General features: G+C 63.7%; 35 protein-coding genes. 33 read left to right on the top strand and 2 right to left on the bottom strand.

Going from position 1 to position 22782, the window contains the following annotated elements:
• The first annotated feature begins 44 nt into the window (after positions 1 to 44).
• From fusA to rplQ, 33 genes are all read left to right on the top strand, one after another.
• Positions 45 to 2141 carry an elongation factor G gene (gene fusA / locus AC1DSD_RS04490; protein WP_478028734.1) on the top strand — a complete coding sequence of 699 codons (2097 nt, stop codon included), beginning with the start codon at positions 45 to 47 and terminating at the stop codon, positions 2139 to 2141.
• Positions 2142 to 2252: 111 nt separating this feature from the next.
• Positions 2253 to 3446 carry an elongation factor Tu gene (tuf, locus tag AC1DSD_RS04495; protein ID WP_066803623.1) on the top strand — a complete coding sequence of 398 codons (1194 nt, stop codon included), beginning with the start codon at positions 2253 to 2255 and terminating at the stop codon, positions 3444 to 3446.
• 255 nt (positions 3447 to 3701) lie between these two features.
• Entirely contained in the window at positions 3702 to 4010 is a 309-nt protein-coding gene (gene rpsJ, locus AC1DSD_RS04500) for a 30S ribosomal protein S10 (protein ID WP_007406109.1), read from the top strand.
• Between the two features lie 303 nt (positions 4011 to 4313).
• On the top strand, positions 4314 to 5069 hold the full coding sequence (gene rplC / locus AC1DSD_RS04505) for a 50S ribosomal protein L3 (RefSeq protein WP_066803626.1): 756 nt from the start codon (positions 4314 to 4316) through the stop codon (positions 5067 to 5069).
• 2 nt (positions 5070 to 5071) lie between these two features.
• Positions 5072 to 5701 (top strand): 50S ribosomal protein L4, encoded by a 630-nt coding sequence (gene rplD, locus AC1DSD_RS04510; protein ID WP_066803629.1) that lies wholly within the window; start codon positions 5072 to 5074, stop codon positions 5699 to 5701.
• Positions 5694 to 6017, top strand: coding sequence for a 50S ribosomal protein L23 (locus tag AC1DSD_RS04515; protein WP_066803631.1), 324 nt, complete (start codon positions 5694 to 5696; stop codon positions 6015 to 6017). Before rplD ends, AC1DSD_RS04515 begins: the two co-directional genes overlap by 8 nt.
• Positions 6017 to 6868, top strand: a complete 852-nt coding sequence (gene rplB, locus AC1DSD_RS04520; protein WP_066583996.1) for a 50S ribosomal protein L2 — start codon at positions 6017 to 6019, stop codon at positions 6866 to 6868. The genes AC1DSD_RS04515 and rplB overlap by 1 nt, the downstream gene beginning before the upstream one ends.
• Positions 6869 to 6874: 6 nt before the next feature.
• Complete coding sequence (gene rpsS, locus AC1DSD_RS04525; protein WP_066803633.1) at positions 6875 to 7153, top strand: 30S ribosomal protein S19; 279 nt, start codon at positions 6875 to 6877, stop codon at positions 7151 to 7153.
• A gap of 1 nt (position 7154) precedes the next feature.
• On the top strand, positions 7155 to 7532 hold the full coding sequence (gene rplV / locus AC1DSD_RS04530) for a 50S ribosomal protein L22 (protein ID WP_066803635.1): 378 nt from the start codon (positions 7155 to 7157) through the stop codon (positions 7530 to 7532).
• Positions 7532 to 8239 carry a 30S ribosomal protein S3 gene (gene rpsC, locus AC1DSD_RS04535; RefSeq protein ID WP_478028735.1) on the top strand — a complete coding sequence of 236 codons (708 nt, stop codon included), beginning with the start codon at positions 7532 to 7534 and terminating at the stop codon, positions 8237 to 8239. The genes rplV and rpsC overlap by 1 nt, the downstream gene beginning before the upstream one ends.
• A 12-nt stretch (positions 8240 to 8251) precedes the next feature.
• The gene (rplP, locus tag AC1DSD_RS04540; RefSeq protein WP_066816142.1) at positions 8252 to 8686 is read left to right on the top strand and encodes a 50S ribosomal protein L16; all 435 of its coding nucleotides are present in this window, start codon (positions 8252 to 8254) and stop codon (positions 8684 to 8686) included.
• Position 8687: 1 nt separating this feature from the next.
• Positions 8688 to 8891 (top strand): 50S ribosomal protein L29, encoded by a 204-nt coding sequence (gene rpmC / locus AC1DSD_RS04545; protein ID WP_066583985.1) that lies wholly within the window; start codon positions 8688 to 8690, stop codon positions 8889 to 8891.
• Positions 8892 to 8901: 10 nt separating this feature from the next.
• Positions 8902 to 9174 (top strand): 30S ribosomal protein S17, encoded by a 273-nt coding sequence (gene rpsQ / locus AC1DSD_RS04550; RefSeq protein ID WP_066583982.1) that lies wholly within the window; start codon positions 8902 to 8904, stop codon positions 9172 to 9174.
• Positions 9175 to 9324: 150 nt separating this feature from the next.
• On the top strand, positions 9325 to 9693 hold the full coding sequence (rplN, locus tag AC1DSD_RS04555) for a 50S ribosomal protein L14 (RefSeq protein WP_066583980.1): 369 nt from the start codon (positions 9325 to 9327) through the stop codon (positions 9691 to 9693).
• Complete coding sequence (gene rplX / locus AC1DSD_RS04560; RefSeq protein ID WP_066803644.1) at positions 9693 to 10010, top strand: 50S ribosomal protein L24; 318 nt, start codon at positions 9693 to 9695, stop codon at positions 10008 to 10010. Before rplN ends, rplX begins: the two co-directional genes overlap by 1 nt.
• Entirely contained in the window at positions 10003 to 10587 is a 585-nt protein-coding gene (rplE, locus tag AC1DSD_RS04565; RefSeq protein ID WP_066803647.1) for a 50S ribosomal protein L5, read from the top strand. Before rplX ends, rplE begins: the two co-directional genes overlap by 8 nt.
• A 19-nt stretch (positions 10588 to 10606) precedes the next feature.
• Positions 10607 to 10912, top strand: coding sequence for a 30S ribosomal protein S14 (gene rpsN / locus AC1DSD_RS04570; protein WP_066803651.1), 306 nt, complete (start codon positions 10607 to 10609; stop codon positions 10910 to 10912).
• Between the two features lie 10 nt (positions 10913 to 10922).
• Positions 10923 to 11318 (top strand): 30S ribosomal protein S8, encoded by a 396-nt coding sequence (rpsH, locus tag AC1DSD_RS04575; RefSeq protein ID WP_066583973.1) that lies wholly within the window; start codon positions 10923 to 10925, stop codon positions 11316 to 11318.
• Positions 11318 to 11851, top strand: coding sequence for a 50S ribosomal protein L6 (gene rplF, locus AC1DSD_RS04580; RefSeq protein WP_066803654.1), 534 nt, complete (start codon positions 11318 to 11320; stop codon positions 11849 to 11851). The genes rpsH and rplF overlap by 1 nt, the downstream gene beginning before the upstream one ends.
• Positions 11851 to 12207, top strand: a complete 357-nt coding sequence (rplR, locus tag AC1DSD_RS04585) for a 50S ribosomal protein L18 (protein WP_478028736.1) — start codon at positions 11851 to 11853, stop codon at positions 12205 to 12207. The genes rplF and rplR overlap by 1 nt, the downstream gene beginning before the upstream one ends.
• A gap of 2 nt (positions 12208 to 12209) precedes the next feature.
• Positions 12210 to 12962 carry a 30S ribosomal protein S5 gene (rpsE, locus tag AC1DSD_RS04590; protein ID WP_478028737.1) on the top strand — a complete coding sequence of 251 codons (753 nt, stop codon included), beginning with the start codon at positions 12210 to 12212 and terminating at the stop codon, positions 12960 to 12962.
• A gap of 5 nt (positions 12963 to 12967) precedes the next feature.
• Positions 12968 to 13168 (top strand): 50S ribosomal protein L30, encoded by a 201-nt coding sequence (rpmD, locus tag AC1DSD_RS04595; RefSeq protein WP_066583962.1) that lies wholly within the window; start codon positions 12968 to 12970, stop codon positions 13166 to 13168.
• A 213-nt stretch (positions 13169 to 13381) separates the two neighbouring features.
• On the top strand, positions 13382 to 13936 hold the full coding sequence (gene rplO, locus AC1DSD_RS04600; protein WP_478028738.1) for a 50S ribosomal protein L15: 555 nt from the start codon (positions 13382 to 13384) through the stop codon (positions 13934 to 13936).
• A 122-nt stretch (positions 13937 to 14058) separates the two neighbouring features.
• The gene (gene secY, locus AC1DSD_RS04605) at positions 14059 to 15423 is read left to right on the top strand and encodes a preprotein translocase subunit SecY (protein ID WP_478028739.1); all 1365 of its coding nucleotides are present in this window, start codon (positions 14059 to 14061) and stop codon (positions 15421 to 15423) included.
• A gap of 31 nt (positions 15424 to 15454) precedes the next feature.
• Positions 15455 to 16105, top strand: a complete 651-nt coding sequence (locus AC1DSD_RS04610) for an adenylate kinase (protein ID WP_478028740.1) — start codon at positions 15455 to 15457, stop codon at positions 16103 to 16105.
• Positions 16106 to 16323: 218 nt separating this feature from the next.
• The gene (locus AC1DSD_RS04615; RefSeq protein ID WP_478028741.1) at positions 16324 to 16881 is read left to right on the top strand and encodes an SRPBCC family protein; all 558 of its coding nucleotides are present in this window, start codon (positions 16324 to 16326) and stop codon (positions 16879 to 16881) included.
• Positions 16882 to 16937: 56 nt separating this feature from the next.
• Entirely contained in the window at positions 16938 to 17219 is a 282-nt protein-coding gene (locus tag AC1DSD_RS04620; RefSeq protein WP_478028742.1) for a hypothetical protein, read from the top strand.
• A 199-nt stretch (positions 17220 to 17418) separates the two neighbouring features.
• On the top strand, positions 17419 to 17787 hold the full coding sequence (gene rpsM / locus AC1DSD_RS04625) for a 30S ribosomal protein S13 (RefSeq protein WP_066803677.1): 369 nt from the start codon (positions 17419 to 17421) through the stop codon (positions 17785 to 17787).
• A gap of 54 nt (positions 17788 to 17841) precedes the next feature.
• Entirely contained in the window at positions 17842 to 18231 is a 390-nt protein-coding gene (rpsK, locus tag AC1DSD_RS04630; RefSeq protein WP_066583941.1) for a 30S ribosomal protein S11, read from the top strand.
• Positions 18232 to 18328: 97 nt separating this feature from the next.
• Positions 18329 to 19390 (top strand): DNA-directed RNA polymerase subunit alpha, encoded by a 1062-nt coding sequence (locus AC1DSD_RS04635; RefSeq protein ID WP_066583937.1) that lies wholly within the window; start codon positions 18329 to 18331, stop codon positions 19388 to 19390.
• 184 nt (positions 19391 to 19574) lie between these two features.
• Positions 19575 to 20309 carry a hypothetical protein gene (locus AC1DSD_RS04640; RefSeq protein ID WP_478028743.1) on the top strand — a complete coding sequence of 245 codons (735 nt, stop codon included), beginning with the start codon at positions 19575 to 19577 and terminating at the stop codon, positions 20307 to 20309.
• Positions 20310 to 20311: 2 nt separating this feature from the next.
• On the top strand, positions 20312 to 20836 hold the full coding sequence (locus tag AC1DSD_RS04645; RefSeq protein WP_478028744.1) for a hypothetical protein: 525 nt from the start codon (positions 20312 to 20314) through the stop codon (positions 20834 to 20836).
• A gap of 203 nt (positions 20837 to 21039) precedes the next feature.
• A complete protein-coding gene (gene rplQ, locus AC1DSD_RS04650; RefSeq protein WP_478028745.1) occupies positions 21040 to 21462 on the top strand; it encodes a 50S ribosomal protein L17 in 423 nt (140 codons plus the stop codon).
• Positions 21463 to 21520: 58 nt separating this feature from the next.
• Here rplQ and AC1DSD_RS04655 read toward each other — a convergent pair whose 3' ends face one another.
• Together AC1DSD_RS04655 and AC1DSD_RS04660 are read right to left on the bottom strand one after the other, a co-directional pair.
• Positions 21521 to 22333 (bottom strand): NIPSNAP family protein, encoded by an 813-nt coding sequence (locus AC1DSD_RS04655; RefSeq protein ID WP_478028746.1) that lies wholly within the window; start codon positions 22331 to 22333, stop codon positions 21521 to 21523.
• Positions 22330 to 22749 carry a DUF1579 domain-containing protein gene (locus AC1DSD_RS04660; RefSeq protein ID WP_478028747.1) on the bottom strand — a complete coding sequence of 140 codons (420 nt, stop codon included), beginning with the start codon at positions 22747 to 22749 and terminating at the stop codon, positions 22330 to 22332. Before AC1DSD_RS04660 ends, AC1DSD_RS04655 begins: the two co-directional genes overlap by 4 nt.
• Between the last annotated feature and the right edge of the window lie 33 nt (positions 22750 to 22782).

Here is a 22782-nt window from a genome sequence, read left to right on the forward strand (position 1 = left end):
CAGCCGGATCGGCCGGCTCCCCACATTCCAAGGAAGCTACGACCATGGCCCGCAGCCATCCGCTCGACCGCTATCGCAACATCGGCATCATGGCGCACATCGACGCCGGCAAGACGACGACGACCGAGCGCATCCTCTATTACACCGGCAAGTCCTACAAGATCGGCGAAGTGCACGAAGGCACCGCGACGATGGACTGGATGGAGCAGGAGCAGGAGCGCGGGATCACGATCACGTCGGCTGCGACCACGTGCTTCTGGCGCGCCGAAGAGGGTAACGGCGAAGAGCATCGCATCAACATCATCGACACGCCGGGCCACGTCGACTTCACCATCGAAGTCGAGCGTTCGCTACGCGTGCTCGACGGTGCGGTTGCGTGCTTCGACGGCGTTGCCGGGGTCGAGCCGCAGTCTGAGACGGTGTGGCGTCAGGCGGAGAAGTACAAGGTTCCGCGGATGTGCTTCGTCAACAAGCTCGACCGCACCGGCGCCAATTTCGAGCGCTGCGTGGAGATGATCAAGGATCGTCTCGGCGCGCGTCCGCTTGTCCTCTATCTCCCGATCGGTATCGAAGGCGGGTTCAAGGGTCTGGTCGACCTGGTCCAGAACCGCGCGATCATCTGGCTCGAGGAATCGCTGGGCGCGAAGTTCGAATATCGGGACATCCCGGATGACCTGAAGGACGCCGCCGCTGCCGCGCGCGCCGAGCTGATCGAGGCTGTCGTCGAGCAGGACGACGCCGTCATGGAGAAGTTCTTCGAAGGCGAAGAGCCCGATCCCGCGACGATCAAGAAGCTGATCCGCAAGGGCACGCTGAACTTCTCGTTCGTGCCCGTGCTGTGCGGCTCGGCGTTCAAGAACAAGGGTGTCCAGCCCTTGCTCGACGCCGTGGTCGACTATCTGCCGAGCCCGCTCGACGTTCCCGCGATCAAGGGCGTCAAGCTCGACGGCGAGACCCCGGACGAGCGTCCGTCGTCGGACGAGGCGCCGTTCTCGGCGCTGGCGTTCAAGATCATGAACGACCCGTTCGTCGGCACGCTGACCTTCGCACGCATCTATTCGGGCAAGCTCGAAGCGGCGTCGCAGGTGGTCAACTCGGTCAAGGACAAGAAGGAAAAGGTCGGCCGCATGCTGTTGATGCATGCGAACAGCCGTGAGGACATCACCGAGGCGTTTGCTGGTGACATCGTCGCGCTGGCTGGTCTCAAGGACACTACGACGGGCGACACCCTGTGCGCGGGCGACAAGCCGATCATTCTCGAGCGGATGGAGTTCCCGGACCCCGTCATCGAGCTGTCGGTGGAGCCCAAGACCAAGGCCGACCAGGAGAAGATGGGCGTCGCGCTCAATCGTCTCGCTCGCGAGGACCCGTCGTTCCGCGTGTCGACCGATCACGAATCGGGCCAGACCATCATCAAGGGGATGGGCGAACTCCATCTCGAGATCCTGGTCGATCGCATGAAGCGCGAGTTCAAGGTCGAGGCCAATGTCGGCGCCCCGCAGGTCGCGTATCGCGAATATCTGGGGAAGAAGGTCGATATCGACTACACGCACAAGAAGCAGTCGGGCGGCTCGGGCCAGTTCGGCCGCGTCAAGGTGACCGTGGTCCCTGGTGAGCGTGGTTCGGGCTTCCAGTTCTTCGACGAGATCAAGGGCGGCAATATTCCCAAGGAATATATCCCCTCGGTCGAGAAGGGCATGCGCGAGACGGCGGAAACCGGATCGCTGATCGGCTTCCCGATCATCGACTTCGAAGTCCACCTGACCGACGGCGCCTATCACGACGTCGACTCGTCGGCGCTGGCGTTCGAAATCTGCGCGCGTGGCGCGATGCGTGAAGCGGCCCAGAAGGCCGGCATCAAGCTGCTCGAGCCGATCATGAAGGTCGAAGTCGTCACCCCGGAAGATTATCTGGGCGACGTCATCGGCGACATGAACAGCCGCCGTGGCCAGATCCAGGGCACCGACGCACGCGGCAACGCGCAGACCGTCGAGGCGATGGTCCCGCTCGCCAACATGTTCGGCTATGTGAACCAGCTCCGCTCGTTCACCCAGGGTCGCGCGAGCTACTCGATGCAGTTCTCGCACTATGACGAAGTGCCGCAGAACGTGGCTGATGAAGTGAAGGCGAAGCTGGCCTGAGGCGCTTGAGCGCGCGGGGCTGGCATTACTGAAAAACACCCGCTATTGGGCCGCCTTCGCGCGAGTCCCGATAGCGGGCCCACGAAACGATTTTCCAGAAGGTAGGGAAAAATGGCGAAGGCAAAGTTTGAGCGGAACAAGCCGCACATGAACATCGGCACCATCGGTCACGTCGACCATGGCAAGACGTCGCTGACCGCGGCGATCACCAAGGTTCTGGCCGAGACCACTGGCGGCACCGCAGTCGATTTCGCCAACATCGACAAGGCGCCGGAAGAGCGTGAGCGCGGCATCACCATCTCGACCGCGCACGTCGAGTATGAGACCGCCAACCGCCACTATGCGCACGTCGATTGCCCGGGCCACGCCGACTATGTGAAGAACATGATCACCGGCGCCGCGCAGATGGACGGCGCGATCCTGGTTGTGTCGGCGACCGACGGCCCGATGCCGCAGACTCGCGAGCACATCCTGCTTGCGCGCCAGGTCGGCGTGCCGGCGATGGTCGTGTTCATGAACAAGGTCGACCTGGTCGACGACGAAGAGATCCTGGAGCTCGTCGAGCTCGAGGTTCGCGAGCTGCTGTCGGCTTACGACTTCCCGGGTGACGATATTCCGATCATCAAGGGCTCGGCGACTGCCGCGCTCAGTGGTTCGGACGCGAAGCTCGGCCAAGAAGCCGTTCTCGAGCTGATGAAGGCGGTCGACGAATATCTGCCGCAGCCCGAGCGTCCGCTCGACAAGCCGTTCATGATGCCGATCGAAGACGTGTTCTCGATCTCGGGTCGCGGCACCGTCGTGACCGGCCGCGTCGAGACCGGCATCGTCAAGGTTGGTGAGGAAGTCGAGATCGTCGGCATCCACCCGGACGTCCGCAAGACCACCGTCACCGGCGTTGAAATGTTCCGCAAGCTGCTCGATCAGGGCCAGGCCGGCGACAACATCGGTGCGCTGATCCGCGGCGTCGGTCGTGAAGAAGTCGAGCGTGGCCAGGTTCTGGCCAAGCCGGGTTCGATCACTCCGCACACCGACTTCAACTCGGAAGTGTACGTCCTGTCGAAGGACGAAGGCGGCCGTCACACGCCGTTCTTCGCGAACTATCGTCCGCAGTTCTACTTCCGCACCACGGACGTCACCGGCACCGTCGAGCTGCCGGCCGGCACCGAAATGGTCATGCCGGGCGACAACGTCGCGCTGGGCGTGAAGCTGATCGCGCCGATCGCCATGGACGTCGGCCAGCGCTTCACCATCCGTGAGGGTGGCCGTACCGTCGGTTCGGGCATCGTCAGCGGCATCAGCAAGTAAGCTGATCCCAAACGACCGCCCCGGCGCCCAAAAAAAGGGCGCCGGGGCGGTTGCTTTTTGTAGGAAGCGCCTGTATCCGCGCGCCTCCAGTTTAGTTTGAAACAGCAAGAGGTGGTCTCGCCCACTTCGTCACCCCAGCGAAAGCTGGGGTCTCAAGCCGCCCGGGCATTGTCCGAGTGGTACAAGGTCCCAGCTTTCGCTGGGATGACGGAGGGAGCAAGGTAACCGCCCCGCTCTTTGGCATCGGTAGGAACCATGGACAGCAATATTCGCATTCGCCTGAAGGCGTTCGATCATCGTGTGCTCGATCAGGCGACCGGCGACATCGCCGACACCGCCCGACGTACCGGCGCGCTTATCCGTGGTCCGATCCCGTTGCCGACGCGCATCGAGAAGTTCACCGTGAACCGCGGTCCGCACATCGACAAGAAGTCGCGCGAGCAGTTCGAGGTGCGCACCTACAAGCGTATGCTGGACATCGTTCAGCCGACTCCGCAGACCGTCGACGCGCTGATGAAGCTCGACCTCGCCGCAGGCGTTGACGTCGAAATCAAGCTCGCCTGAGCGAGTTTGGCCTAACCCTCGCGAAAGCGGGGTGGCCGGTTGACGAGGCGCTCTGCTTCGACTATCGGCGCTGCTCCCGCGGTTGACCAATCGGTCCTGCGGGACGCTGACAAATAGAGATACCGCTGATCTTCTGATCAGGACAGCGTCTCCCGTCACGTTCCCTGGCTCAGGCCATCGAACACCCAGCCCGGGACGGGGGCTCGCTTCGCATTTCCGGGCTGGACCGATCGGTGCTCGTCGCCGGTCACAAGCACCCTTGGGATGGTCCCTTGGGTGCCTCTGTTATGGAGTGAACAGATCATGCGCACTGGCGTGATCGCGAAGAAGTTGGGGATGACCCGCCTGTTCCAGGACGACGGCCGCCACGTGCCGGTCACTGTTCTGTCGCTCGAAGGGCTGCAGGTTATCTCCCGTCGCGAAATTGATAAGGACGGCTACACCGCCGTTCAGCTCGGGGCCGGCACGGCGAAGGCGAAGAACGTCGCCAAGCCGCAGCGCGGTCATTTCGGCAAGGCGGAAGTCGAGCCCAAGGCGATCGTCGCGGAATTCCGCGTTGACGCGGATGGCTTGCTCGATGTCGGCGCCGAAATCTCGGCCGACCATTATGTCGCCGGCCAGATCGTCGATATCCAGGGCAAGACCCAGGGTAAGGGCTTCCAGGGCGGCATGAAGCGCTGGGGCTTCGGTGGTCTGCGCGCGACGCACGGCGTCTCGGTCTCGCACCGTTCGCTCGGTTCGACCGGTCAGCGCCAGGATCCGGGCAAGGTCTTCAAGAACAAGAAGATGGCCGGCCACATGGGTGACAAGTATCGCACCCAGCAAAATCTCGAGATCGTCGGTACCGACGTCGAGCGCGGCCTGATCTTCGTGAAGGGCTCCGTGCCCGGCTCGAAGGGCGGCTGGCTGTTCGTCAAGGACTCCGTCAAGGTCGCCCGCCACGCCGACGCGCCGTTCCCGGCCGGGCTGAAGCAGGCCGCCAACAGCAACAACGCTCCCGCAGAGACGCCCGCCGAGACGGTGGACGCCCCTGAGGCGACCGAAGGCCAGGAGGGCTGAACGTGAAGGTCAAGGTTCAATCCTTCGACGCCAAGGCGAAGGCCGCGGACATCGAGCTCAACGACGAGGTCTTCGGTCTCGATCCGCGCGCCGACATCCTGCACCGCGTCGTCACCTGGCAGCTCGAAAAGCGCCGTGCGACCGCACGCGGCACGCGTGAGCGCGCCGACGTCGCCCGCACCGGCAAGAAGTACGGTCGCCAGAAGGGCGGCGGTACCGCTCGTCACGGCGATCGCCGCGCCCCGATCTTCATCGGTGGTGGTAAGGCTCACGGCGCCCGCGTTCGCGACTTCAATCCGTCGCTGAACAAGAAGATCCGTGCGCTCGGCCTCAAGATGGCGCTGTCGACCCATGCCAAGGCCGGGTCGCTGATCGTCATGGACTCGATCGCCATCGACGGCGGCAAGACCAAGGCGCTCAAGGGCAATCTCGAGAAGATCGGCTTCGGCAAGACCGCTCTGGTGATCGATGGCGACGCCGTCGAGAACACCTTCGCGCTCGCCGCCGGCAACCTTCGGGAGATCAACGTTCTCCCGGCCGCCGGCGCCAACGTCTACGACATCCTGAAGCATGACACGCTGGTGCTGACGCGCGCTGCGGTCGAGAAGCTGGAGGCGCGTTTCAATGGCTAAGAAGCCGACCAAAAGCGCGGTCGACATCCGTCACTATGACGTGATCGTCGCCCCGCACATCACCGAGAAGTCGACGCTCGTCAGCGAGCAGAACGCGGTGGTGTTCAAGGTTGCGGGCGACGCGACCAAGCCGGAGATCAAGGCTGCCGTCGAGGCGCTGTTCAATGTCAGCGTATCGAAGGTCAACACGATCGTCCAGAAGGGCAAGACCAAGAAGTGGAAGGGCGCTCCCTATACGCGCTCTGACATGAAGAAGGCGATTGTCACCCTCAAGGAAGGTCAGTCGATCGACGTGACCGAAGGGGTCAAGGCGTAATGGCACTCAAGCATTACAACCCGACGAGCCCGGCCCGCCGTGGCTTGATCCTCGTCGACCGTTCGGCGCTGTACAAGGGCAAGCCCGTCAAGGCGTTGACCGAAGGCAAGCGCAAGACCGGCGGTCGCAACAATAAGGGTCATGTCACCTCGCGCGGCATCGCCGGCGGTCACAAGCAGCGTTATCGTATCATCGATTTCAAGCGCCGCCTGTGGGACGTCGACGGCACCGTCGAGCGGATCGAATACGATCCCAACCGTACCGCGTTCATCGCCCTGGTGAACTATGGCGCGGGTGAGGACGGCAAGGATCGCGTCGCTTACATCATCGCGCCGCAGCGTCTGGCCGTCGGCGACAAGGTCGTCGCGGGCAAGAAGACCGACGTGAAGCCGGGCAACGCCATGGAGCTGGGCCAGATGCCGGTCGGCACCATCGTCCACAACGTGGAGATGAAGCCGGGCAAGGGTGGTCAGATCGCACGGTCGGCAGGGACCTATGTCCAGGTCGTCGGTCGCGACCGCGGAATGGTGATCGTTCGCCTCAACTCGGGCGAGCAGCGTTACATTCCGGCGGATTGCATGGCGACGGTCGGTGCGGTGTCCAACCCGGACAACCAGAACACCAACCTCGGCAAGGCCGGCCGCAACCGTTGGAAGGGCATTCGCCCGCTGACGCGCGGCGTCGCCAAGAACCCGGTCGACCACCCGCATGGCGGTGGTGAAGGCCGGACCTCGGGCGGCCGTCATCCGGTCACCCCATGGGGCAAGCCGACCAAGGGTGCACGCACCCGTCACAACAAGCAGACCGACAAGTTCATCATCCGGTCGCGTCACGCGAAGAAGAAGGGCTAACCGCTCATGGCTCGTTCCGTTTGGAAAGGTCCGTTCGTCGACCTCAGCCTTCTCAAGAAGGCCGAAGTCGCTCAGGAATCGACTGCCCGTAGTGGCCCGATCAAGACCTGGTCGCGTCGCTCGACCATCCTGCCGCAGTTCGTCGGCCTGACCTTCAGTGTCTACAACGGCCGCAAGTTCGTGCCGGTGTCGGTCAATGAGGACATGGTCGGCATGAAGCTCGGCGAGTTCGCGCCGACCCGGTATTTCCCGGGTCACGCCGCCGACAAGAAGGGCAAGCGTTAAGATGTCGAAGCCTAAGTCTCCCCGCAAGGTCGGCGACAAGGAAGCGCTGGCCGTCGCTACCCAGATTCGTGGGTCGGCGCAGAAGCTCAACCTCGTCGCGGGCCTAATCCGCGGTCGCAAGGCCGGCGACGCGCTCAACATCCTCGCTTTCTCCAAGAAGGGGATGGCGATCGATGCGCGCAAGGTGCTCGCCTCGGCGATCGCCAACGCGGAAAACAACCATAACCTCGATGTCGACGCTCTCGTCGTCGCCGAGGCGTCGGTCGGCAAGTCGATCACGATGAAGCGCTTCGCGACCCGCGGCCGTGGCAAGTCCACCCGCATCCTGAAGCCGTTTTCGCGCCTTCGCATCGTCGTCCGCGAGCAGGAAGAAGCATAATGGGTCACAAGAGCAATCCGATCGGCCTGCGCCTGCAGATCAACCGTACCTGGGACAGCCGCTGGTTCGCGGAAGGTCAGGATTACGGCAAGCTCCTCCTCGAGGACCTCAAGATCCGCAAGTACATCGTCGACACGCTGCCCCAGGCGGCGATCTCGAAGGTCGTGATCGAGCGCCCGGCCAAATTGTGCCGCGTGTCGATCTATGCCGCGCGCCCCGGCGTGATCATCGGCAAGAAGGGCACCGACATCGAAAAGCTGCGGCGCAAGCTCGGCTCGATGACGGGCTCGGACGTGTCGCTGAACATCGTCGAGATCCGCAAGCCCGAGATCGACGCCAAGCTCGTCGCGCAGGGCATTGCCGACCAGCTCGAGCGTCGTATCGCCTTCCGTCGCGCCATGAAGCGCGCGGTGCAGTCGGCGATGCGTCTGGGTGCCGATGGCATCCGCGTGCAGTGCGGCGGCCGTCTCGGCGGCGCCGAGATCGCGCGCACCGAAAGCTATCGTGAGGGCCGGGTGCCGCTGCACACGCTGCGCGCCCACCTCGATTATGCCGAAGCGCAGGCGCACACCGCTTACGGTGTCTGCGGCGTCAAGGTGTGGGTCTTCAAGGGCGAGATTCTCGGCCATGACCCGATGGCGCAGGAGCGGTTGATGATGGAGGCTCAGACCTCCGGCGTGCGCCCGGCGCGCGACGACCGCCGCTAAGGACAACAGGACATGCTGCAACCAAAACGCACCAAGTTCCGCAAGGCGTTCAAGGGCCGGATTCACGGCGACGCCAAGGGCGGCGCGACGCTGAACTTCGGCTCCTACGGGCTGAAGGCGATGGAGCCGGAGCGGATCACCGCGCGCCAGATCGAGGCGGCTCGCCGCGCGATCACGCGTCACATCAAGCGCCAGGGGCGTTTGTGGATCCGCATCTTCCCGGACGTTCCCGTCTCGTCGAAGCCGGCCGAAGTCCGCATGGGCTCGGGTAAGGGTTCGCCGGAATTCTGGGCAGCGCGGGTCAAGCCCGGCCGCATCCTGTTCGAGCTGGACGGCGTTCCTGGCCCACTGGCCGCGGAAGCGTTCGAGCGCGCGGCGATGAAGCTGCCGATCAAGACGAAGGTCGTGGCGCGCCTCGGCGACACCTCGCACCTCGGAGGCGAGTAAGATGGCGAACAAGATCGATTATAGCGGCATGGACGAGCAGACGCTCGACCAAGAGCTGGGCAATCTGAAGCGCGAGGCGTTCAACCTCCGTTTCCAGGCCGCGACCAGCCAGCTGGAGAAGCCGAGCCGCGTGCGTGAAGTTCGCCGCGACATCGCTCGCATCAAGACCCTGCAGACCGCGCGTTCGCGCGCTGCGGCAAAGTAAGGAAACGGACATGCCGAAGCGCGTGCTGACCGGGCAGATCGTCTCGGACAAGGGCGACAAGACGGTGGTCGTGAACGTGGAACGCAAGGTCAAGCATGCGCTCTACGGCAAGATCATCCGCCGCTCGAAGAAGTATCACGCCCATGACGAGGGCAACGAATACAAGCAGGGTGAAACCGTGCGGATCGAAGAGACCGCGCCGATCTCCAAGCTGAAGACCTGGAAGGTGATCGAGCGGGTTGACACCCACGCGACGCCGGAGCGGGTCGACGTCGACGCGTGACGCCCAGCCGTCATCCCAGCGAAAGCTGGGATCTCAGGCGGCAAGCGGACACGAAGCAACTTCGAGACCCCAGCTTTCGCTGGGGTGACGAAAAGAGGAACGGAACCGCCGGGCTAGTCCCGGTAGGCCAAACGAGAAGGAACCGGATCGATGATCCAGATGCAATCCAATCTCGACGTCGCTGACAATAGCGGCGCGAAGCGGGTGCAGTGCATCAAGGTGCTGGGCGGCTCGAAGCGTCGCACGGCCGGCGTTGGCGACATCATCGTCGTCAGCGTCAAGGAAGCACAGCCTCGCGGCCGAGTGAAGAAGGGCGACGTTCACCGCGCGGTGATCGTGCGTACCGCCAAGGACATCCGCCGTCCCGACGGTTCGGTGATCCGCTTCGATTCGAACGCGGCCGTCCTGGTCAACAAGAACGAGGAGCCGATCGGCACCCGCATCTTCGGCCCGGTCGTGCGCGAACTGCGTGCCCGTGGTCACATGAAGGTGATCAGCCTGGCTCCGGAGGTGCTGTAATGGCTGCTGCGAAGATCAAGAAGGGCGACCAGGTGATCGTCCTGTCCGGTAAGGACAAGGGGCGCACCGGTGAGGTCGTCAAGGCGATGCCGAAGGACGGCAAGGTCGTCGTTTCGGGTGTCAATGTGCACGTCCGTCACGTCAAACCGAGCCAGACCAACCCTCAGGGTGGTCTCGATCGCTCGGAAGCGCCGATGCACGTGTCGAAGGTTGCCCATGTCGTGGACGGCAAGCCGACCCGCGTCCGTTTCGAAACGGGCAAGGACGGCAAGAAGGTCCGCGTCGCGGTAAAGACCGGGAAGAAGATCGATGGCTGACAAGTACAAGGCTCGCATGCAGGCGCGCTATGACGACGTGATCGTCAAGGCGATGACCGAGAAGTTCGGGTACAAGAATGCGCTCGAAGTGCCGCGGCTCGAGAAGATCGTCTTGAACATGGGCGTCGGTGAGGCGACCCAGGACAAGAAGAAGGTCGAGCAGGCCGCTTCCGAGATGGAGCTGATCGCGGGCCAGAAGCCGGTGATCACCAAGGCGAAGAAGTCGATCGCGCAGTTCAAGCTGCGTGAAGGCATGCCGATCGGCGTGAAGGTCACCCTTCGCCGTGAGCGCATGTACGAATTCCTCGATCGCTTCATCACGATCGCGCTCCCGCGCGTTCGCGACTTTCGCGGCCTCAACCCGAAGTCGTTCGACGGTCGCGGCAATTACGCGATGGGCCTCAGGGAACAGCTAGTGTTCCCGGAGATCAACTATGACCGCATCGACAAGGTGCGCGGCATGGACGTCATCGTAACCACCACCGCGAAGTCCGATGATGAGGCTCGCGAGCTCCTCCGTCTCTTCGGTTTCCCGTTCCCCATCGAGGCGGACGGCGAAGCGAAGCAGGCGGCATAAGGGAAAGAGAACTTAAGTCATGGCGAAACTGAGTTCCGTGAACAAGAATGAGCGTCGCAAGAAGCTGGTGGTGAAATATGCCAACCGCTATGCGAAGCTGAAGGCGCAGGCGAACGACAAGTCGCTCGACGAAACCGAGCGTCTGATCGCGCGGCTGAAGATGGCCGAGATTCCCCGCAACGGGAATCCGACCCGCATCCGCAATCGTTGCGAAGTGACGGGCCGTCCCCGCGCTTACTACCGCAAATTCCGACTCTGCCGTGTGCAGCTGCGCGAACTGGCCAACAAGGGCCTGATCCCCGGCGTCACGAAGTCGAGCTGGTAAGGACACGAAGATGGCAGTGACCGATCCCCTGGGTGATATGCTCACCCGCATCCGCAACGGCCAGCGCGCGCGCAAGGACTCGGTCCTTTCGCCGGCGTCAAAGTTGCGCGTCCGCGTGCTCGATGTTCTCCAGCGTGAGGGCTATATCCGCGGTTATTCCGAGGAAGAGATGGGGCCCGCCAAGGGCATCCGTATCGAGCTCAAATATTTCGAGGGCCAGCCGGCCATCAAGCATGTCGCGCGCGTCTCGAAGCCGGGCCGTCGCGTGTATAGCGGTTCGCAGGAACTGCCGCGCGTGATGAACGGCCTGGGCATCACCATCGTCTCGACGCCGCGCGGCGTGCTCTCGGATGCCGAAGCACGCGAGCAGAATGTCGGCGGCGAAGTGCTGGCGGAGGTGTTCTGATGAGCCGCATTGGCAAAAAGGCTGTCGCGATTCCGAGCGGTGTCACCGCCACGGTCGCCGACGGCACGCTCAGCATGAAGGGACCCAAGGGCACCCTCAGCATGCCGATGGCCGATGAGGTCATCTACGACGTCCAGGCGGACTCGATCGGCGTCAAGCCGGCCAACGAGACCAAGCGCGCTCGCGCGTTCTGGGGCATGCAGCGCACCCTGGTGCAGAACCTGGTGACCGGCGTGACCGACGGCTTCACCAAGAAGCTGCTGATCACCGGCGTCGGCTACCGCGCCAATGCCCAGGGCAAGAGGCTGAAGCTACAGCTCGGCTATAGCCACGATGTCGATATCGACGTGCCGGAGGGCCTGACGGTCGCTACCCCGGACAACACGACGGTCGAGATTTCGGGCGCCGACAAGCAGAAGGTCGGCCAGCTGGCCGCCGAGATCCGCCGCTGGCGTAAGCCCGAGCCGTACAAGGGCAAGGGCATCAAGTACGACGGCGAGTACATCTTCCGTAAGGAAGGGAAGAAGAAGTAATGACCAAGGGTCTTTCGCTTTTCGAGAAGCGCCGTCGGCGCAATCGCACCGCGCTTCGTTCGCGTGGCGGCGGGCGTCCGCGCCTCTCGGTGCATCGTTCGGGCAAGCACATCTATGCCCAGGTGATCGACGACGAGAACGGCAAGACCGTTGCCGCCGCATCGAGCCTGGAAAAGGACGTGCGCGACAAGTCGGGCGCGAACATCGACGCCGCGGCCCAGGTCGGCAAGCGCGTGGCGGAAGCCGCGGTGAAGGCCGGGGTCAAGCAGGTCGTGTTCGATCGCGGCGGCTTCCTGTTTCATGGCCGCGTCAAGGCGCTGGCCGATGCGGCTCGTGAAGCCGGACTGGAGTTCTGAGAATGGCTGACGAAACCAACCCGACGGTCGACGCGCCCGTCGATGCGCCTGCGGCCGAAGCGACGACCCATGAGGCGCCGCAGGGTGGCCGTGGTGGTGGCAATCGCGGCGGTCGTGGCCGTGGCGGCCCGGGCGGCGGTGGCGGCAATCGTGGCGGCCGTGACGGCGGCCGTGGCGGACGTCGCGACGATCGTCGTGGCCAGGGCAGCGACGATGGCGGCGAAGAGCTGATCGAAAAGCTCGTCCACATCAACCGCGTCTCGAAGACGGTGAAGGGCGGCAAGCGCTTCGGTTTCGCGGCTTTGGTCGTCGTGGGCGACGGCAAGGGCCGGGTCGGCTTCGGTCATGGCAAGGCGCGCGAAGTGCCGGAGGCGATCTCCAAGGCGACCGCCGCTGCCAAGAAGCACATGATCCGCGTTCCGCTGCGCGAAGGTCGTACGCTGCACCATGATGGCAACGGCCATTTCGGTGCGGGCAAGGTCACGCTGCGCTCGGCGCCGCAGGGTACCGGCATCATCGCCGGTGGTCCGATGCGCGCCGTGTTCGAATCGCTCGGCGTCGCCGACGTGGTGACCAAGTCGGTCGGCACGTCGAACCCCTACAACATGATCCGCGCCACTTTCGAGGCGTTGGGCGACCAGACTTCGCCGAAGTCGGTTGCGCAGCGGCGCGGCAAGAAGATCGCCGACCTGCTCGGCCGCAGCGGCGCCGACAAGGGCGTCGCCGAGGCTGAAGCCTTGGCGATCGCGGAGTAATCGACATGGCAGCCAAGAAGGAAGCAGCGACCGGTACGGTGAAAATCACCCAGACCGGTTCGCCGATCCGCCGCACCAAGGACCAGCGTTCCACGCTGATCGGTTTGGGCCTCAACAAGATGCACCGGACGGTCGAGCTGAAGGACACGCCCGAGGTTCGCGGCATGATCAAGAAGGTCGCTCACATGGTGAGCGTCGCCGAGTAACCCATCTAGCCCTCTCCCGCTTGCGGGAGAGGGTTGGGTGAGGGTCTTCTTTCTTCTTCTCCGCGGCGTTGCGGTCACGAAGAAGAAAGAAGACCCTCACCACTTCGACTAGGTAGCAAGCTGCCAAGTCTCCGTACCTCTCCCGCAAGCGGGAGAGGGGATAAAGCTCCCTCGCGGGAGCTTGCGCGACAAAAGCGAAAGCGAGTGCACGATATGAAACTGAACGAACTGCGCGACAACCAGGGCGCGCGCCATCGCAAGATCCGCGTCGGCCGTGGTATCGGCTCGGGCAAGGGCAAGACCGCCGGTCGTGGCCAGAAGGGCCAGAAGAGCCGTGAAGGCGTTTCGATCGCGGGCTTCGAGGGCGGCCAGATGCCGCTCCACATGCGTCTGCCGAAGCGCGGCTTCAACAACATCTTCGCCAAGGATCATGCCGAGGTGAATCTCGGCGCGATCCAGAAGGCGGTCGATGCTGGCAAGCTCGACGCCAAGGGCACGATCGACCACGCCGCGCTGAAGGCTGCTGGCTTGGCGCGTGGCGGCAAGGACGGCGTCCGTTTGCTCGGCAAGGGCGAAGTGACTGCCAAGCTCAGCTTCCTGGTCGCCGGCGCGTCGAAGGGTGCGATCGAGGCGGTCGAGAAGGCCGGCGGCAAGGTCGAGGTCATCGAGCTCGTCTCCGCCGCCGACAAGGCTGCCGCCAAGAAGGGCGTCAAGTATCGCGAGCGCAAGGCCGACAAGGAAGCCAAGCAGGCTGCCGCGAAGAAGTAATCCACACCGGTCCGTCGCTTGTGCGACGGGCGATAGGTGACAAGGCCGAATGGGCGCCTATATGAGCGGCGGGGGCGCGGGACACGCATCTCCGCCGTTTTTATTTCGGGACGATCAAATAAATGGCATCCGCAGCCGACAGTCTGGCCTCAGGGCTCAATCTTTCCAAGTTCGCCCAGGCGACCGACCTCAAGAAGCGGCTGTGGTTCACGATCGGCGCGCTGATCGTCTTCCGCCTGCTGAGCTACGTCCCGCTGCCGGGCGTCGATCCGACCGCGCTTGGCGTGCTGTCGAACCAGACCAATGGCGGCGTGCTCGACTTCTTCAACAATTTCTCGGGCGGCTCGCTCAAGCGCATGTCGCTGACCGCACTCGGCGTGATGCCCTACATCACCGCCTCGATCGTGGTGCAGCTTGCGACCTCGCTGTCGCCGACGCTCGCCGCGATCAAGAAAGAGGGGGAGAGCGGGCGCAAGCGGCTCAACCAATATACCCGCTACGGCACCGTCGCGCTGACCGCGGTGCAAGGTTGGTTTATCGCCGTCGGGCTTGAAGCTTATGGCGCCAATTCGGGCATCCAGGCGGTGGTCGAACCCGGCATGCTGTTCCGCGTCGGCGCGGTGATCAGCCTGATCGGCGGCACGATGTTCCTGATGTGGCTGGGTGAGCAGATCACCAGCCGCGGCATCGGCAATGGCGTTTCGCTGATCATCATGGCCGGCATCGTCGCCAACATGCCGACCAACATCTACAATCTGGTCAATGGCAGCCGCACCGGCAGCATGGACAGTTTCCAGGTGATCGGGATCATCGTGGCGGTCGTTGCGATCATTCTGTTCATCTGCTTCATGGAGCGCGCGCAGCGGCGCATCCTGATCCAATATCCAAAGCGACAAACCCAGCGCGGCGTCCAGTCCGATCGCAGCCACTTGCCGCTCAAGCTCAACACCGCCGGCGTGATCCCGCCGATCTTCGCGTCGTCGCTGCTGCTGATGCCGCTGACCATCACTCAGCTCGCGGGCAACAAGGTCAAGGGCGATACCTGGTGGGGCGATGTCGTCATCGGCCTCAATCAGTACCTCCAGCACGGCTCGATGCTGTACATGACACTGTACGGACTGGGCATTATCTTCTTCTCGTTCTTCTACACCGCCGTGGTGTTCAATCCGGAAGAGACCGCGGACAATCTGAAGCGCTATGGCGGGTTCATTCCCGGCATCCGCCCAGGCAAGAACACCGAAGCCTATTTCGATTATGTGCTGACGCGCATCACGGTGATCGGCGCGGCCTATCTGGCGGTAATCTGCCTGGTGCCCGAATATCTCGTGTCCGCGCTCAAGATCCCCTTCTACCTCGGTGGCACCAGCTTGCTGATCGTGGTCAACGTGACGATGGACACGGTGACCCAGATCCAGTCGCATCTGCTGGCGCACCAATATGGCGATCTCATCAAGAAGGCGAAGTTGAAGGGCGGCCGCCTCCGTTAAGAGGGGCGGCGCCAACAGGGAGTAGATCGGCGTGAACATCATCCTCCTCGGCCCACCGGGCGCCGGCAAGGGCACCCAGGCGGCGAAGCTCGTTGCCGACCGCGGCATGGTCCAGTTGTCGACTGGCGACATGTTGCGTGCTGCGGTGAAGGCGGGGACGCCGACCGGCCTCAAGGCCAAGGCGATCATGGATGCCGGCGAGTTGGTGCCCGACGACGTCGTGTCCGGCATCATCGGCGAACGGCTCGACCAGATGACGGCGGGCGAGGGGGCGATCTTCGACGGCTATCCGCGCACTGCCGCGCAGGCCGAAGCGCTCGACCAATTGCTCGCCGATCGCGGTCGCAAGCTCGACCGCGTGATCGAGCTGACCGTCGACGAGGACGCGCTCGTCGAGCGGATCACCGGCCGCTACACCTGCGCCAAGTGCGGCGAGGGCTATCACGACACATTCAAGCAGCCCAAGGTCGCCGGTGTCTGCGACGTCTGTGGCTCGACCGAATTCAAGCGCCGCCCCGACGATAATGAGGAAACCGTCCGCACCCGGATGGCCGAATATCGTGGCAAGACCGCGCCGATCATCCCGATCTACGAAGCTCGCGGCATCCTGGCGCGGGTCGACGGCATGGCGGATATCGATCACGTCAGCAGGGCGGTAGCGGCGGCGCTCGACGGGAAGTAAGGCGATAGGGCCTGAGGCTCGACCTTCTTCCCCTTGGCAAATAGTCGTCATGCCAGTCACTTCCGTCATCCCAGCGCAAGCTGGGATCTCAAGCGGCGGCGCGATCGCTTGTCACCACGAGACCCCAGCTTTCGCTGGGGTGACGGGGGGGTGTTTCGCCGGAGTGACGGATAGCTTGTGGCACGATAGTCTCCCGCCATCCTGAGGGGGGATCCGCCATGTTCCGCACCGCAATTGCCACCGTTCTGTTTGCGATCGTCACAACACCCGCCATCGCCGATGTCGTCAAAGCCGAAGCTGCGGGGTTCGTCGTCGAAAAGACCGTCACGATCGACGCCTCATCCGACACGGTGTGGGAGACGTTGCGTGCGCCACAACGCTGGTGGTCGAAGGAGCACACCTGGTCGGGCGATTCCGCCAATCTCTATATCGACAGCCAGGCGACCGGCTGCTTCTGCGAGAAGCTGCCGGGCAGGGGCAGTGTCCAGCACGCGCGGCTGATCTTCGTCGACAAGGGCAAGATGCTGCGGATGGAAGGCGCGTTCGGCCCGCTCCAGGGTGAGGCGATCGTCGCGACGCTGACGTTCGAACTGTCGCCGGAGGGCGACAAGGCAACCAAGGTCAAGATGACCTATGTCGCCGGCGGCTATTCACCGACCGGGTTCGAGAAGCTCGCGCCGCTCGTCGACGGCGTGCTCGGCACCCAGCTTGACGGACTCAAGGCCGGGGCGGAGGCGCCGCCACCCGCGCCGGTCGGCCCAGACGACAAGAAATAGCCGGGAACGCCGATCTTCCTTCTCGCGTTCGATGCTTGCGGGCATTGGAAAGGAGGATGGCCGTGCGTGTCGATGGCGGCAATCGTTGGGCGCTGGGGCTTGGCTTGGGCGTGCTGGCAGCAGTCGGAACCGGCATCCTGGCGGGCAATCAGACGGTGGCCGAGATGAACCCGTTTTACGCCAACCTTGCCGCGGCGGCGGACGGGACGGATCGCGGCGCCGAGATCGTCGACGCGTCCTTCGTCCAGCCCGCCGATACACTTCCCGACACCGGCGATCTCAGTTATGGACGGGGACGAGGCGATGACGATCGCTATGCCGCCACCGACATCCGCTGAAGCGCGGCCGACTGGCGCATTCCGCCCGCAGCCGCGCTTGACAGCGTAGCGACTCGACCCTAAGTGAACGCCCTTCCGATACACCGGCTGACCGGCGGCGCTTGCCTGCGTCCGCCGCTGTCGTGCGTTTCGGGCATCGCGATGAGATGGGGTACGTGGCAGCCATGCCGTATCCCGTGGAGCTAGGAGAATAAATTTCATGGCACGTATTGCGGGTGTCAACATCCCGACCAACAAGCGCGTAGTGATCGCGCTCCAGTATATCCACGGCATTGGCCCGGCCAAAGCCAAGGAAATCACCACGAAGCTGAACATCGCGCCCGAGCGCCGCGTTCAGGACCTGACCGACCAGGAAGTGCTGCAGATCCGCGAAGCGATCGACGCCGGCTATATGGTCGAAGGCGATCTTCGTCGCGAGACCGCGATGAACATCAAGCGCCTGATGGATCTGGCCTGCTATCGCGGCTTGCGCCATCGCAAGGGTCTGCCGGTCCGTGGCCAGCGCACGCACACCAATGCGCGCACTCGCAAGGGCAAGGCCAAGCCGATCGCCGGCAAGAAGAAGTAAGCAGGGGCGCTCATCCGCACCGCTACTTCCAGCTTCGAAGGTTAGGATAGAAAAATGGCACGTGAACCGCAGCGCCTTCGTCGGCGCGAACGCAAGAACATCACCGCCGGCGTCGCCCATGTGAACGCCAGCTTCAACAATACCATGATCACCATCACCGATGCCCAGGGCAATGCGATCAGCTGGTCGTCCGCCGGGATGATGGGGTTCAAGGGATCGCGCAAGTCGACCCCGTACGCGGCGCAGGTTGCCGCCGAGGACGCCGGCCGCAAGGCCGCCGAACACGGCGTCCGCACGCTCGAAGTAGAGGTCAAGGGTCCGGGTTCGGGCCGTGAATCGGCGCTTCGCGCGCTGCAAGCGGTTGGCTTCCAGATCACCTCGATCCGCGACGTTACCTCGATCCCGCACAATGGCGTGCGCCCGTCCAAGCGTCGCCGCGTCTGAATTCGTCTGGCCGGCGCGCGGTTGATCGCGCTGCGCCGGCATTCGCCCACGGCCGCAGGGGTTACCCCCACCCCCGGCCCAACAGAGGGAAGCCCCCGTGTCTGTCAATGCAAAGAACTGGCAGGAATTGAAGAAGCCCAACGCGCTCGAAAAGAAGGGCGGCGATGGGAAGAGCAAGGCGACCTTCGTTGCCGAGCCGCTCGAGCGCGGTTTTGGTCTGACCCTTGGCAACGCGCTGCGTCGCGTGTTGCTGTCGAGCCTTCAGGGCGCGGCGGTCACTTCGATCAAGATCGAGAATGTGCTGCACGAGTTCAGCTCGCTTGCCGGCGTCCGTGAGGACGTGACCGACATCGTGCTCAACGTGAAGCAGATCGCGCTGAAGATGCAGGGTGAAGGCCCGCGTCGTCTCCAGCTCGCGGCCACCGGTCCGGCCGAGGTCAAGGCCGGCGACATCGCCGTGTCGGGTGACATCGAAGTGATGAACCCCGACCTGGTGATCTGTCACCTCGACGAGGGCGCGACGCTCAACATGGAGCTGACCGCCGATGTCGGTAAGGGCTATGTCGCCGCGGTTGCCAACCGTCCGGCCGATGCGCCGATCGGTCTGATCCCGGTCGACGCGCTCTACTCGCCGGTTCGCCAGGTGTCGTACAAGGTCGAGAACACCCGCGTCGGGCAGGAACTCGACTACGACAAGCTGACGCTGACGGTCGAAACCGACGGCACGGTGACCCCGGAGGACGCGCTCGCTTACGCCGCGCGCATTCTGCAGGACCAGCTGGCGCTGTTCGTCCACTTCGACGATTCGGCGATCACCCGCTCGGCGCCGATCGGCGTCGCCGCGGCACCGTCGGATACCGGCGTGTCGGGCGATACCCAGCAGATCAACCGTTACCTCCTCAAGAAGGTCGACGAGCTCGAACTGTCGGTGCGGTCGGCCAACTGCCTCAAGAACGACAACATCATCTATATCGGCGATCTGGTCGGCAAGACCGAAGCCGAGATGCTGCGCACGCCGAATTTCGGCCGCAAGTCGCTCAACGAGATCAAGGAAGTGCTGTCGAGCATGGGTCTCCGCCTCGGGATGGAAATCCCGGGCTGGCCGCCCGAGAACATCGAAGAGATGGCCAAGAAGCTCGAGCAAGAGATCATGGGCTAAGCCGCAGCAGCGGCCTATCCTTTCGATTTCGGAACGAAAATGAGGGGGCTTCGCGGCGACGCGGAGCCCCTCTCTTTTTTACCCGTTTTGCCTGTAACCGACGGAATTCATTTGCTCGTCATAAAGTAACATCATAGGTTGCGAGCGGGGAATCCGGGGGGCTATTTCAGTGCATCAGCGAATTGTGCGTAACGCTGCGCTCGCGTGCAGTCTCGTTCCGCTGTGCGCCGTGGCGCAGACCGCGCCCGCGCCGGCAGTGTTACCGCCAGTCCAATCGCAGGCGATCGAGGCGGCACCGCTCGCACCGGCTGATGTTGCTGTCGCGCCAGTCTGTGCCGATTGTGTTGCCATCCCCGCGCTCACGCCCATCCGGATCGAACTGCTGGCGGAAATGGGAAGCAAGCTGAGCAAGACCGGCCAGATGTTTCCGATCAAGCTCGCCTATCCGATCATGATCGACGGCAAGACCATCGTGCCCGCGGGCGTGACGGGGATGGGAGAGGTTATTTTTGCCAAGGGCAGTGGCGGTGGCGGCGCGGGCGGCGAGCTCGTCCTCGCGGCGCGCTATCTCGATATCGGCGATAAGCGGCTGCGGCTGCGCAGCCTTGTGGTGAACGGGAACGGAAAATCGCGCATCGACAGCGCGAACACGGTCGGAATCGCGATATCCGGCATTGCAGCCATGTTCATGAAGGGCAAGCAGTCGCTGATTCCGGCAGGGACGATCGCCGACGCCAAGACCGCCGAAGCCTTCAGCATCGCGCCGGGATCGGTCAGCATTCTGGAAGCGACGACCGGGCCGCAGGCGGGCCCTGCGATCGTTCCGACGCCCGCCACAGCCGCCGCGCCCGCGGTTGTCCCTGCGTCGGCGGGCGCGCCATCCGCTTTGCAACAAGCTTCACAAGAGAAGGGGAAATAACAATGACGTCGCGTATCGTTACCCTGACTGCGCTCGCGCTGGCGATGCTCGCCACGCCGGCCGTCGCGAAGGATAAGGACAAGGCGAAGGCCGAGGCCGTGCCGACCGAGTCGATCGTGATTCCGACCCCGCCGTCGGGCAAGGGGCAAATCGTATTCTTCCGTCCAGGCGGCACCGGCTTCGCAATCGGTTGCTCGGTGAATGAGAGCGGTCAGAAGATCAGTTCGCTGGGCGCTGGACGTTATTTTATCATGACCGCGACGCCGGGTCGTCACGAGTACACGGTCAAGAGCGAAGCCAAGGACACGCTGGCACTCAACGTCGAGGATGGTGAGACGCAATATGCTTCTTGCAAGATCAAGATGGGCATCATGGTTGGCCGTCCCGACATCCGTCCCTCGACCCGCGACGACTTCCTGAAAACCAAGAAGCTCAAGATGGTCGATGCGGACGACATGGGCCCGGGCGAGGGCGCACTGCGCCCCGACCAGCTCGCGGCGGCAGTTCCGGTTCCGCAGGCGAAGTAAGGAATCGGATGCGGTCGGGAACCAATCCCGCCGCATCCCCGAAAAGTTCAAGCCGCGCTCATGCGGGTGCGGCTTGACTTTTGCGTGCGGATCGGGTTTTGCCCACGCTTCGCGAAAGCATCGGGTTTTTGGGTGGTGGCCCGTTTTCACCGCCTGGCCGGAAGTGCCTGACACGGCTTCCGGACGAACAAGGAATATAAGCAATGCGTCATAAGGTTGGCGGTCGTAAGCTTCAGCGTACCTCCGCGCATCGTCTCGCCCTGTTCCGCAACATGGCGGCCGCGCTCATCAAGCACGAGCAGATCACCACCACCGTCGCCAAGGCGAAGGAACTTCGTCCCTATGTCGAGAAGCTGGTGACGCTGGCGAAGAAGGGCGGCCTGTCCAATCGTCGTCTGGCGCACGCCCGCCTGCTCGACGACGCGCAGCTCGTGAAGCTGTTCGACGTAATCGGCCCGCGCTACGCCTCGCGCGCCGGCGGCTATACCCGCGTCATCAAGGCCGGCATCCGCGCGTCGGACGCCTCGCCGATGGCGATCATCGAATTCGTCGATCGTGACGTCTCGGCCAAGGGTCAGGATTCGGGCCCGGTGATGACCGACGAGGATTTCGACGTCGCCGCCTGATCGGGCATTGGCCGACTGCGAAAAAAGGCCCTGCGAAAGCGGGGCCTTTTTTATTGGATCATTGCAGCAGCGAGCGCGGCGTCGGCGACAGCATCAGCACTTGCGGGGTGCGTTCGCGATAATTAGCCAATGTCGGCCGAAGCGACCCGCGCCAAACCGCCGTCGCGCGCAACTTGCGCTGTGCTGCCTGATAGGCGGCTGGGTTGGCGACCCGCGAGAACCACACCAGCAGCCGCTCGCTTTGCCGCACATAGAGCCGCGGGAAATTGTTGGGCTCGGTCTCGGGACTATAGACGGCAAGCACCGGCAGGCCGGCCGCGCGATAGGCGGGCGCCAACATGTCGCGGAAATAGGCCGCGTATCCCTCGGTGGGCTGCTTCCACAGATATTCGATCGTCGCCACGACCAGCCCAGCCGGTTTGCCACTGGCACCGGGCGGCGGCCGCAGTCCATTTGGCGGCCCGAACCCCGATCCCGGCCAGGCGGGCCGTAGCAGCAGGACGTCGTCATTGTCGTCGAGCAGCGGGTTGGCCTCGCCGCGATGCGCCTGCCAGACCGGTCCGAAATAGAAATCGTTGAGTGCCTTGCCGCGTGCCTCCATCGAGGGGAAAGCGCGGATCCAGGTGAACCGGCTGGGATCGTCGCGGTCGCGGAACTGGCCGACCAGCCGCATGCCCAGCTTTTCCTGACTTTCGACGAACTCGCGCTCGAACAGTGCGATCATCGCGTCGCGCTTGCCCGGCACGATCTTGTACTGGCGCAGTTCGATGACCGGATGCGGCGCCGCATCGTCGGCGGCAATGCCGGGGACAGGGGAGGCGAGCGCCGCAATACCGGCAGCGGCGAGCGACAGAAAAGGAACGCGTTTCATGTCCGGCTGAACTCCATGATCCAATTGATTTCCCAGGTAGCGCCGCCATCAGCCGAAAAGGCTTGGGTCCAGCGCGCCGTGGTCGGCGTCGGCCGCTCCCAGAGGAAGCGCAGTCGGACCGGACGGCCGCGGAAACTGTCGTCGCCGAAGAAGGTGCCGACGCCATCCTTGAACGCGCCGTAAAGCGGCGGATCGATCTTGGGATCGCGCCCGTCGATCCAGTGCAGCGACCATTGCCCGGTGTCGGGATGGAACAGCCGTAAAGTGGAGGCCTCATAGCGCTCGCCGGGCAAGTCGATCACGTTGCGGTCGAAATTCCCCAGGCCGCCCAGGATCGGATCGGCTTCCATCGTTCCGCCGAACTCGATCCATTCGTCGCACCCGGCGAGGCGTTCGACGCTGGCGGTGATGTACACGCCAGGCGCCGTGCAGGAAGTCGAAGTCGCCGG

The sequence above is a fragment of the Sphingomonas sp. P4_D12 genome, from assembly GCF_056401895.1.

What these genes read in the sequence shown, in the direction of transcription:
- rplO (WP_478028738.1), top strand. Translation starts at nt 13,382, where the DNA reads ATGAAACTGAACGAACTGCGCGACAACCAGGGCGCGCGCCATCGCAAG.
- secY (WP_478028739.1), top strand. Translation starts at nt 14,059, where the DNA reads ATGGCATCCGCAGCCGACAGTCTGGCCTCAGGGCTCAATCTTTCCAAG.
- AC1DSD_RS04655 (WP_478028746.1), bottom strand. Translation starts at nt 22,333, where the DNA reads ATGAAACGCGTTCCTTTTCTGTCGCTCGCCGCTGCCGGTATTGCGGCG.
- rplC (WP_066803626.1), top strand. Translation starts at nt 4,314, where the DNA reads ATGCGCACTGGCGTGATCGCGAAGAAGTTGGGGATGACCCGCCTGTTC.
- AC1DSD_RS04615 (WP_478028741.1), top strand. Translation starts at nt 16,324, where the DNA reads ATGTTCCGCACCGCAATTGCCACCGTTCTGTTTGCGATCGTCACAACA.
- rplB (WP_066583996.1), top strand. Translation starts at nt 6,017, where the DNA reads ATGGCACTCAAGCATTACAACCCGACGAGCCCGGCCCGCCGTGGCTTG.
- rplP (WP_066816142.1), top strand. Translation starts at nt 8,252, where the DNA reads ATGCTGCAACCAAAACGCACCAAGTTCCGCAAGGCGTTCAAGGGCCGG.
- rplQ (WP_478028745.1), top strand. Translation starts at nt 21,040, where the DNA reads ATGCGTCATAAGGTTGGCGGTCGTAAGCTTCAGCGTACCTCCGCGCAT.
- AC1DSD_RS04620 (WP_478028742.1), top strand. Translation starts at nt 16,938, where the DNA reads ATGGCCGTGCGTGTCGATGGCGGCAATCGTTGGGCGCTGGGGCTTGGC.
- rpsQ (WP_066583982.1), top strand. Translation starts at nt 8,902, where the DNA reads ATGCCGAAGCGCGTGCTGACCGGGCAGATCGTCTCGGACAAGGGCGAC.
- fusA (WP_478028734.1), top strand. Translation starts at nt 45, where the DNA reads ATGGCCCGCAGCCATCCGCTCGACCGCTATCGCAACATCGGCATCATG.
- rpsS (WP_066803633.1), top strand. Translation starts at nt 6,875, where the DNA reads ATGGCTCGTTCCGTTTGGAAAGGTCCGTTCGTCGACCTCAGCCTTCTC.
- tuf (WP_066803623.1), top strand. Translation starts at nt 2,253, where the DNA reads ATGGCGAAGGCAAAGTTTGAGCGGAACAAGCCGCACATGAACATCGGC.
- rpsK (WP_066583941.1), top strand. Translation starts at nt 17,842, where the DNA reads ATGGCACGTGAACCGCAGCGCCTTCGTCGGCGCGAACGCAAGAACATC.
- rpsH (WP_066583973.1), top strand. Translation starts at nt 10,923, where the DNA reads ATGGCAGTGACCGATCCCCTGGGTGATATGCTCACCCGCATCCGCAAC.
- rpmD (WP_066583962.1), top strand. Translation starts at nt 12,968, where the DNA reads ATGGCAGCCAAGAAGGAAGCAGCGACCGGTACGGTGAAAATCACCCAG.
- rpsE (WP_478028737.1), top strand. Translation starts at nt 12,210, where the DNA reads ATGGCTGACGAAACCAACCCGACGGTCGACGCGCCCGTCGATGCGCCT.
- rplN (WP_066583980.1), top strand. Translation starts at nt 9,325, where the DNA reads ATGATCCAGATGCAATCCAATCTCGACGTCGCTGACAATAGCGGCGCG.
- rplF (WP_066803654.1), top strand. Translation starts at nt 11,318, where the DNA reads ATGAGCCGCATTGGCAAAAAGGCTGTCGCGATTCCGAGCGGTGTCACC.
- AC1DSD_RS04515 (WP_066803631.1), top strand. Translation starts at nt 5,694, where the DNA reads ATGGCTAAGAAGCCGACCAAAAGCGCGGTCGACATCCGTCACTATGAC.
- rplR (WP_478028736.1), top strand. Translation starts at nt 11,851, where the DNA reads ATGACCAAGGGTCTTTCGCTTTTCGAGAAGCGCCGTCGGCGCAATCGC.
- rpsN (WP_066803651.1), top strand. Translation starts at nt 10,607, where the DNA reads ATGGCGAAACTGAGTTCCGTGAACAAGAATGAGCGTCGCAAGAAGCTG.
- rplE (WP_066803647.1), top strand. Translation starts at nt 10,003, where the DNA reads ATGGCTGACAAGTACAAGGCTCGCATGCAGGCGCGCTATGACGACGTG.
- rpmC (WP_066583985.1), top strand. Translation starts at nt 8,688, where the DNA reads ATGGCGAACAAGATCGATTATAGCGGCATGGACGAGCAGACGCTCGAC.
- rpsJ (WP_007406109.1), top strand. Translation starts at nt 3,702, where the DNA reads ATGGACAGCAATATTCGCATTCGCCTGAAGGCGTTCGATCATCGTGTG.
- rpsC (WP_478028735.1), top strand. Translation starts at nt 7,532, where the DNA reads ATGGGTCACAAGAGCAATCCGATCGGCCTGCGCCTGCAGATCAACCGT.
- rplV (WP_066803635.1), top strand. Translation starts at nt 7,155, where the DNA reads ATGTCGAAGCCTAAGTCTCCCCGCAAGGTCGGCGACAAGGAAGCGCTG.
- rplX (WP_066803644.1), top strand. Translation starts at nt 9,693, where the DNA reads ATGGCTGCTGCGAAGATCAAGAAGGGCGACCAGGTGATCGTCCTGTCC.
- rpsM (WP_066803677.1), top strand. Translation starts at nt 17,419, where the DNA reads ATGGCACGTATTGCGGGTGTCAACATCCCGACCAACAAGCGCGTAGTG.
- AC1DSD_RS04645 (WP_478028744.1), top strand. Translation starts at nt 20,312, where the DNA reads ATGACGTCGCGTATCGTTACCCTGACTGCGCTCGCGCTGGCGATGCTC.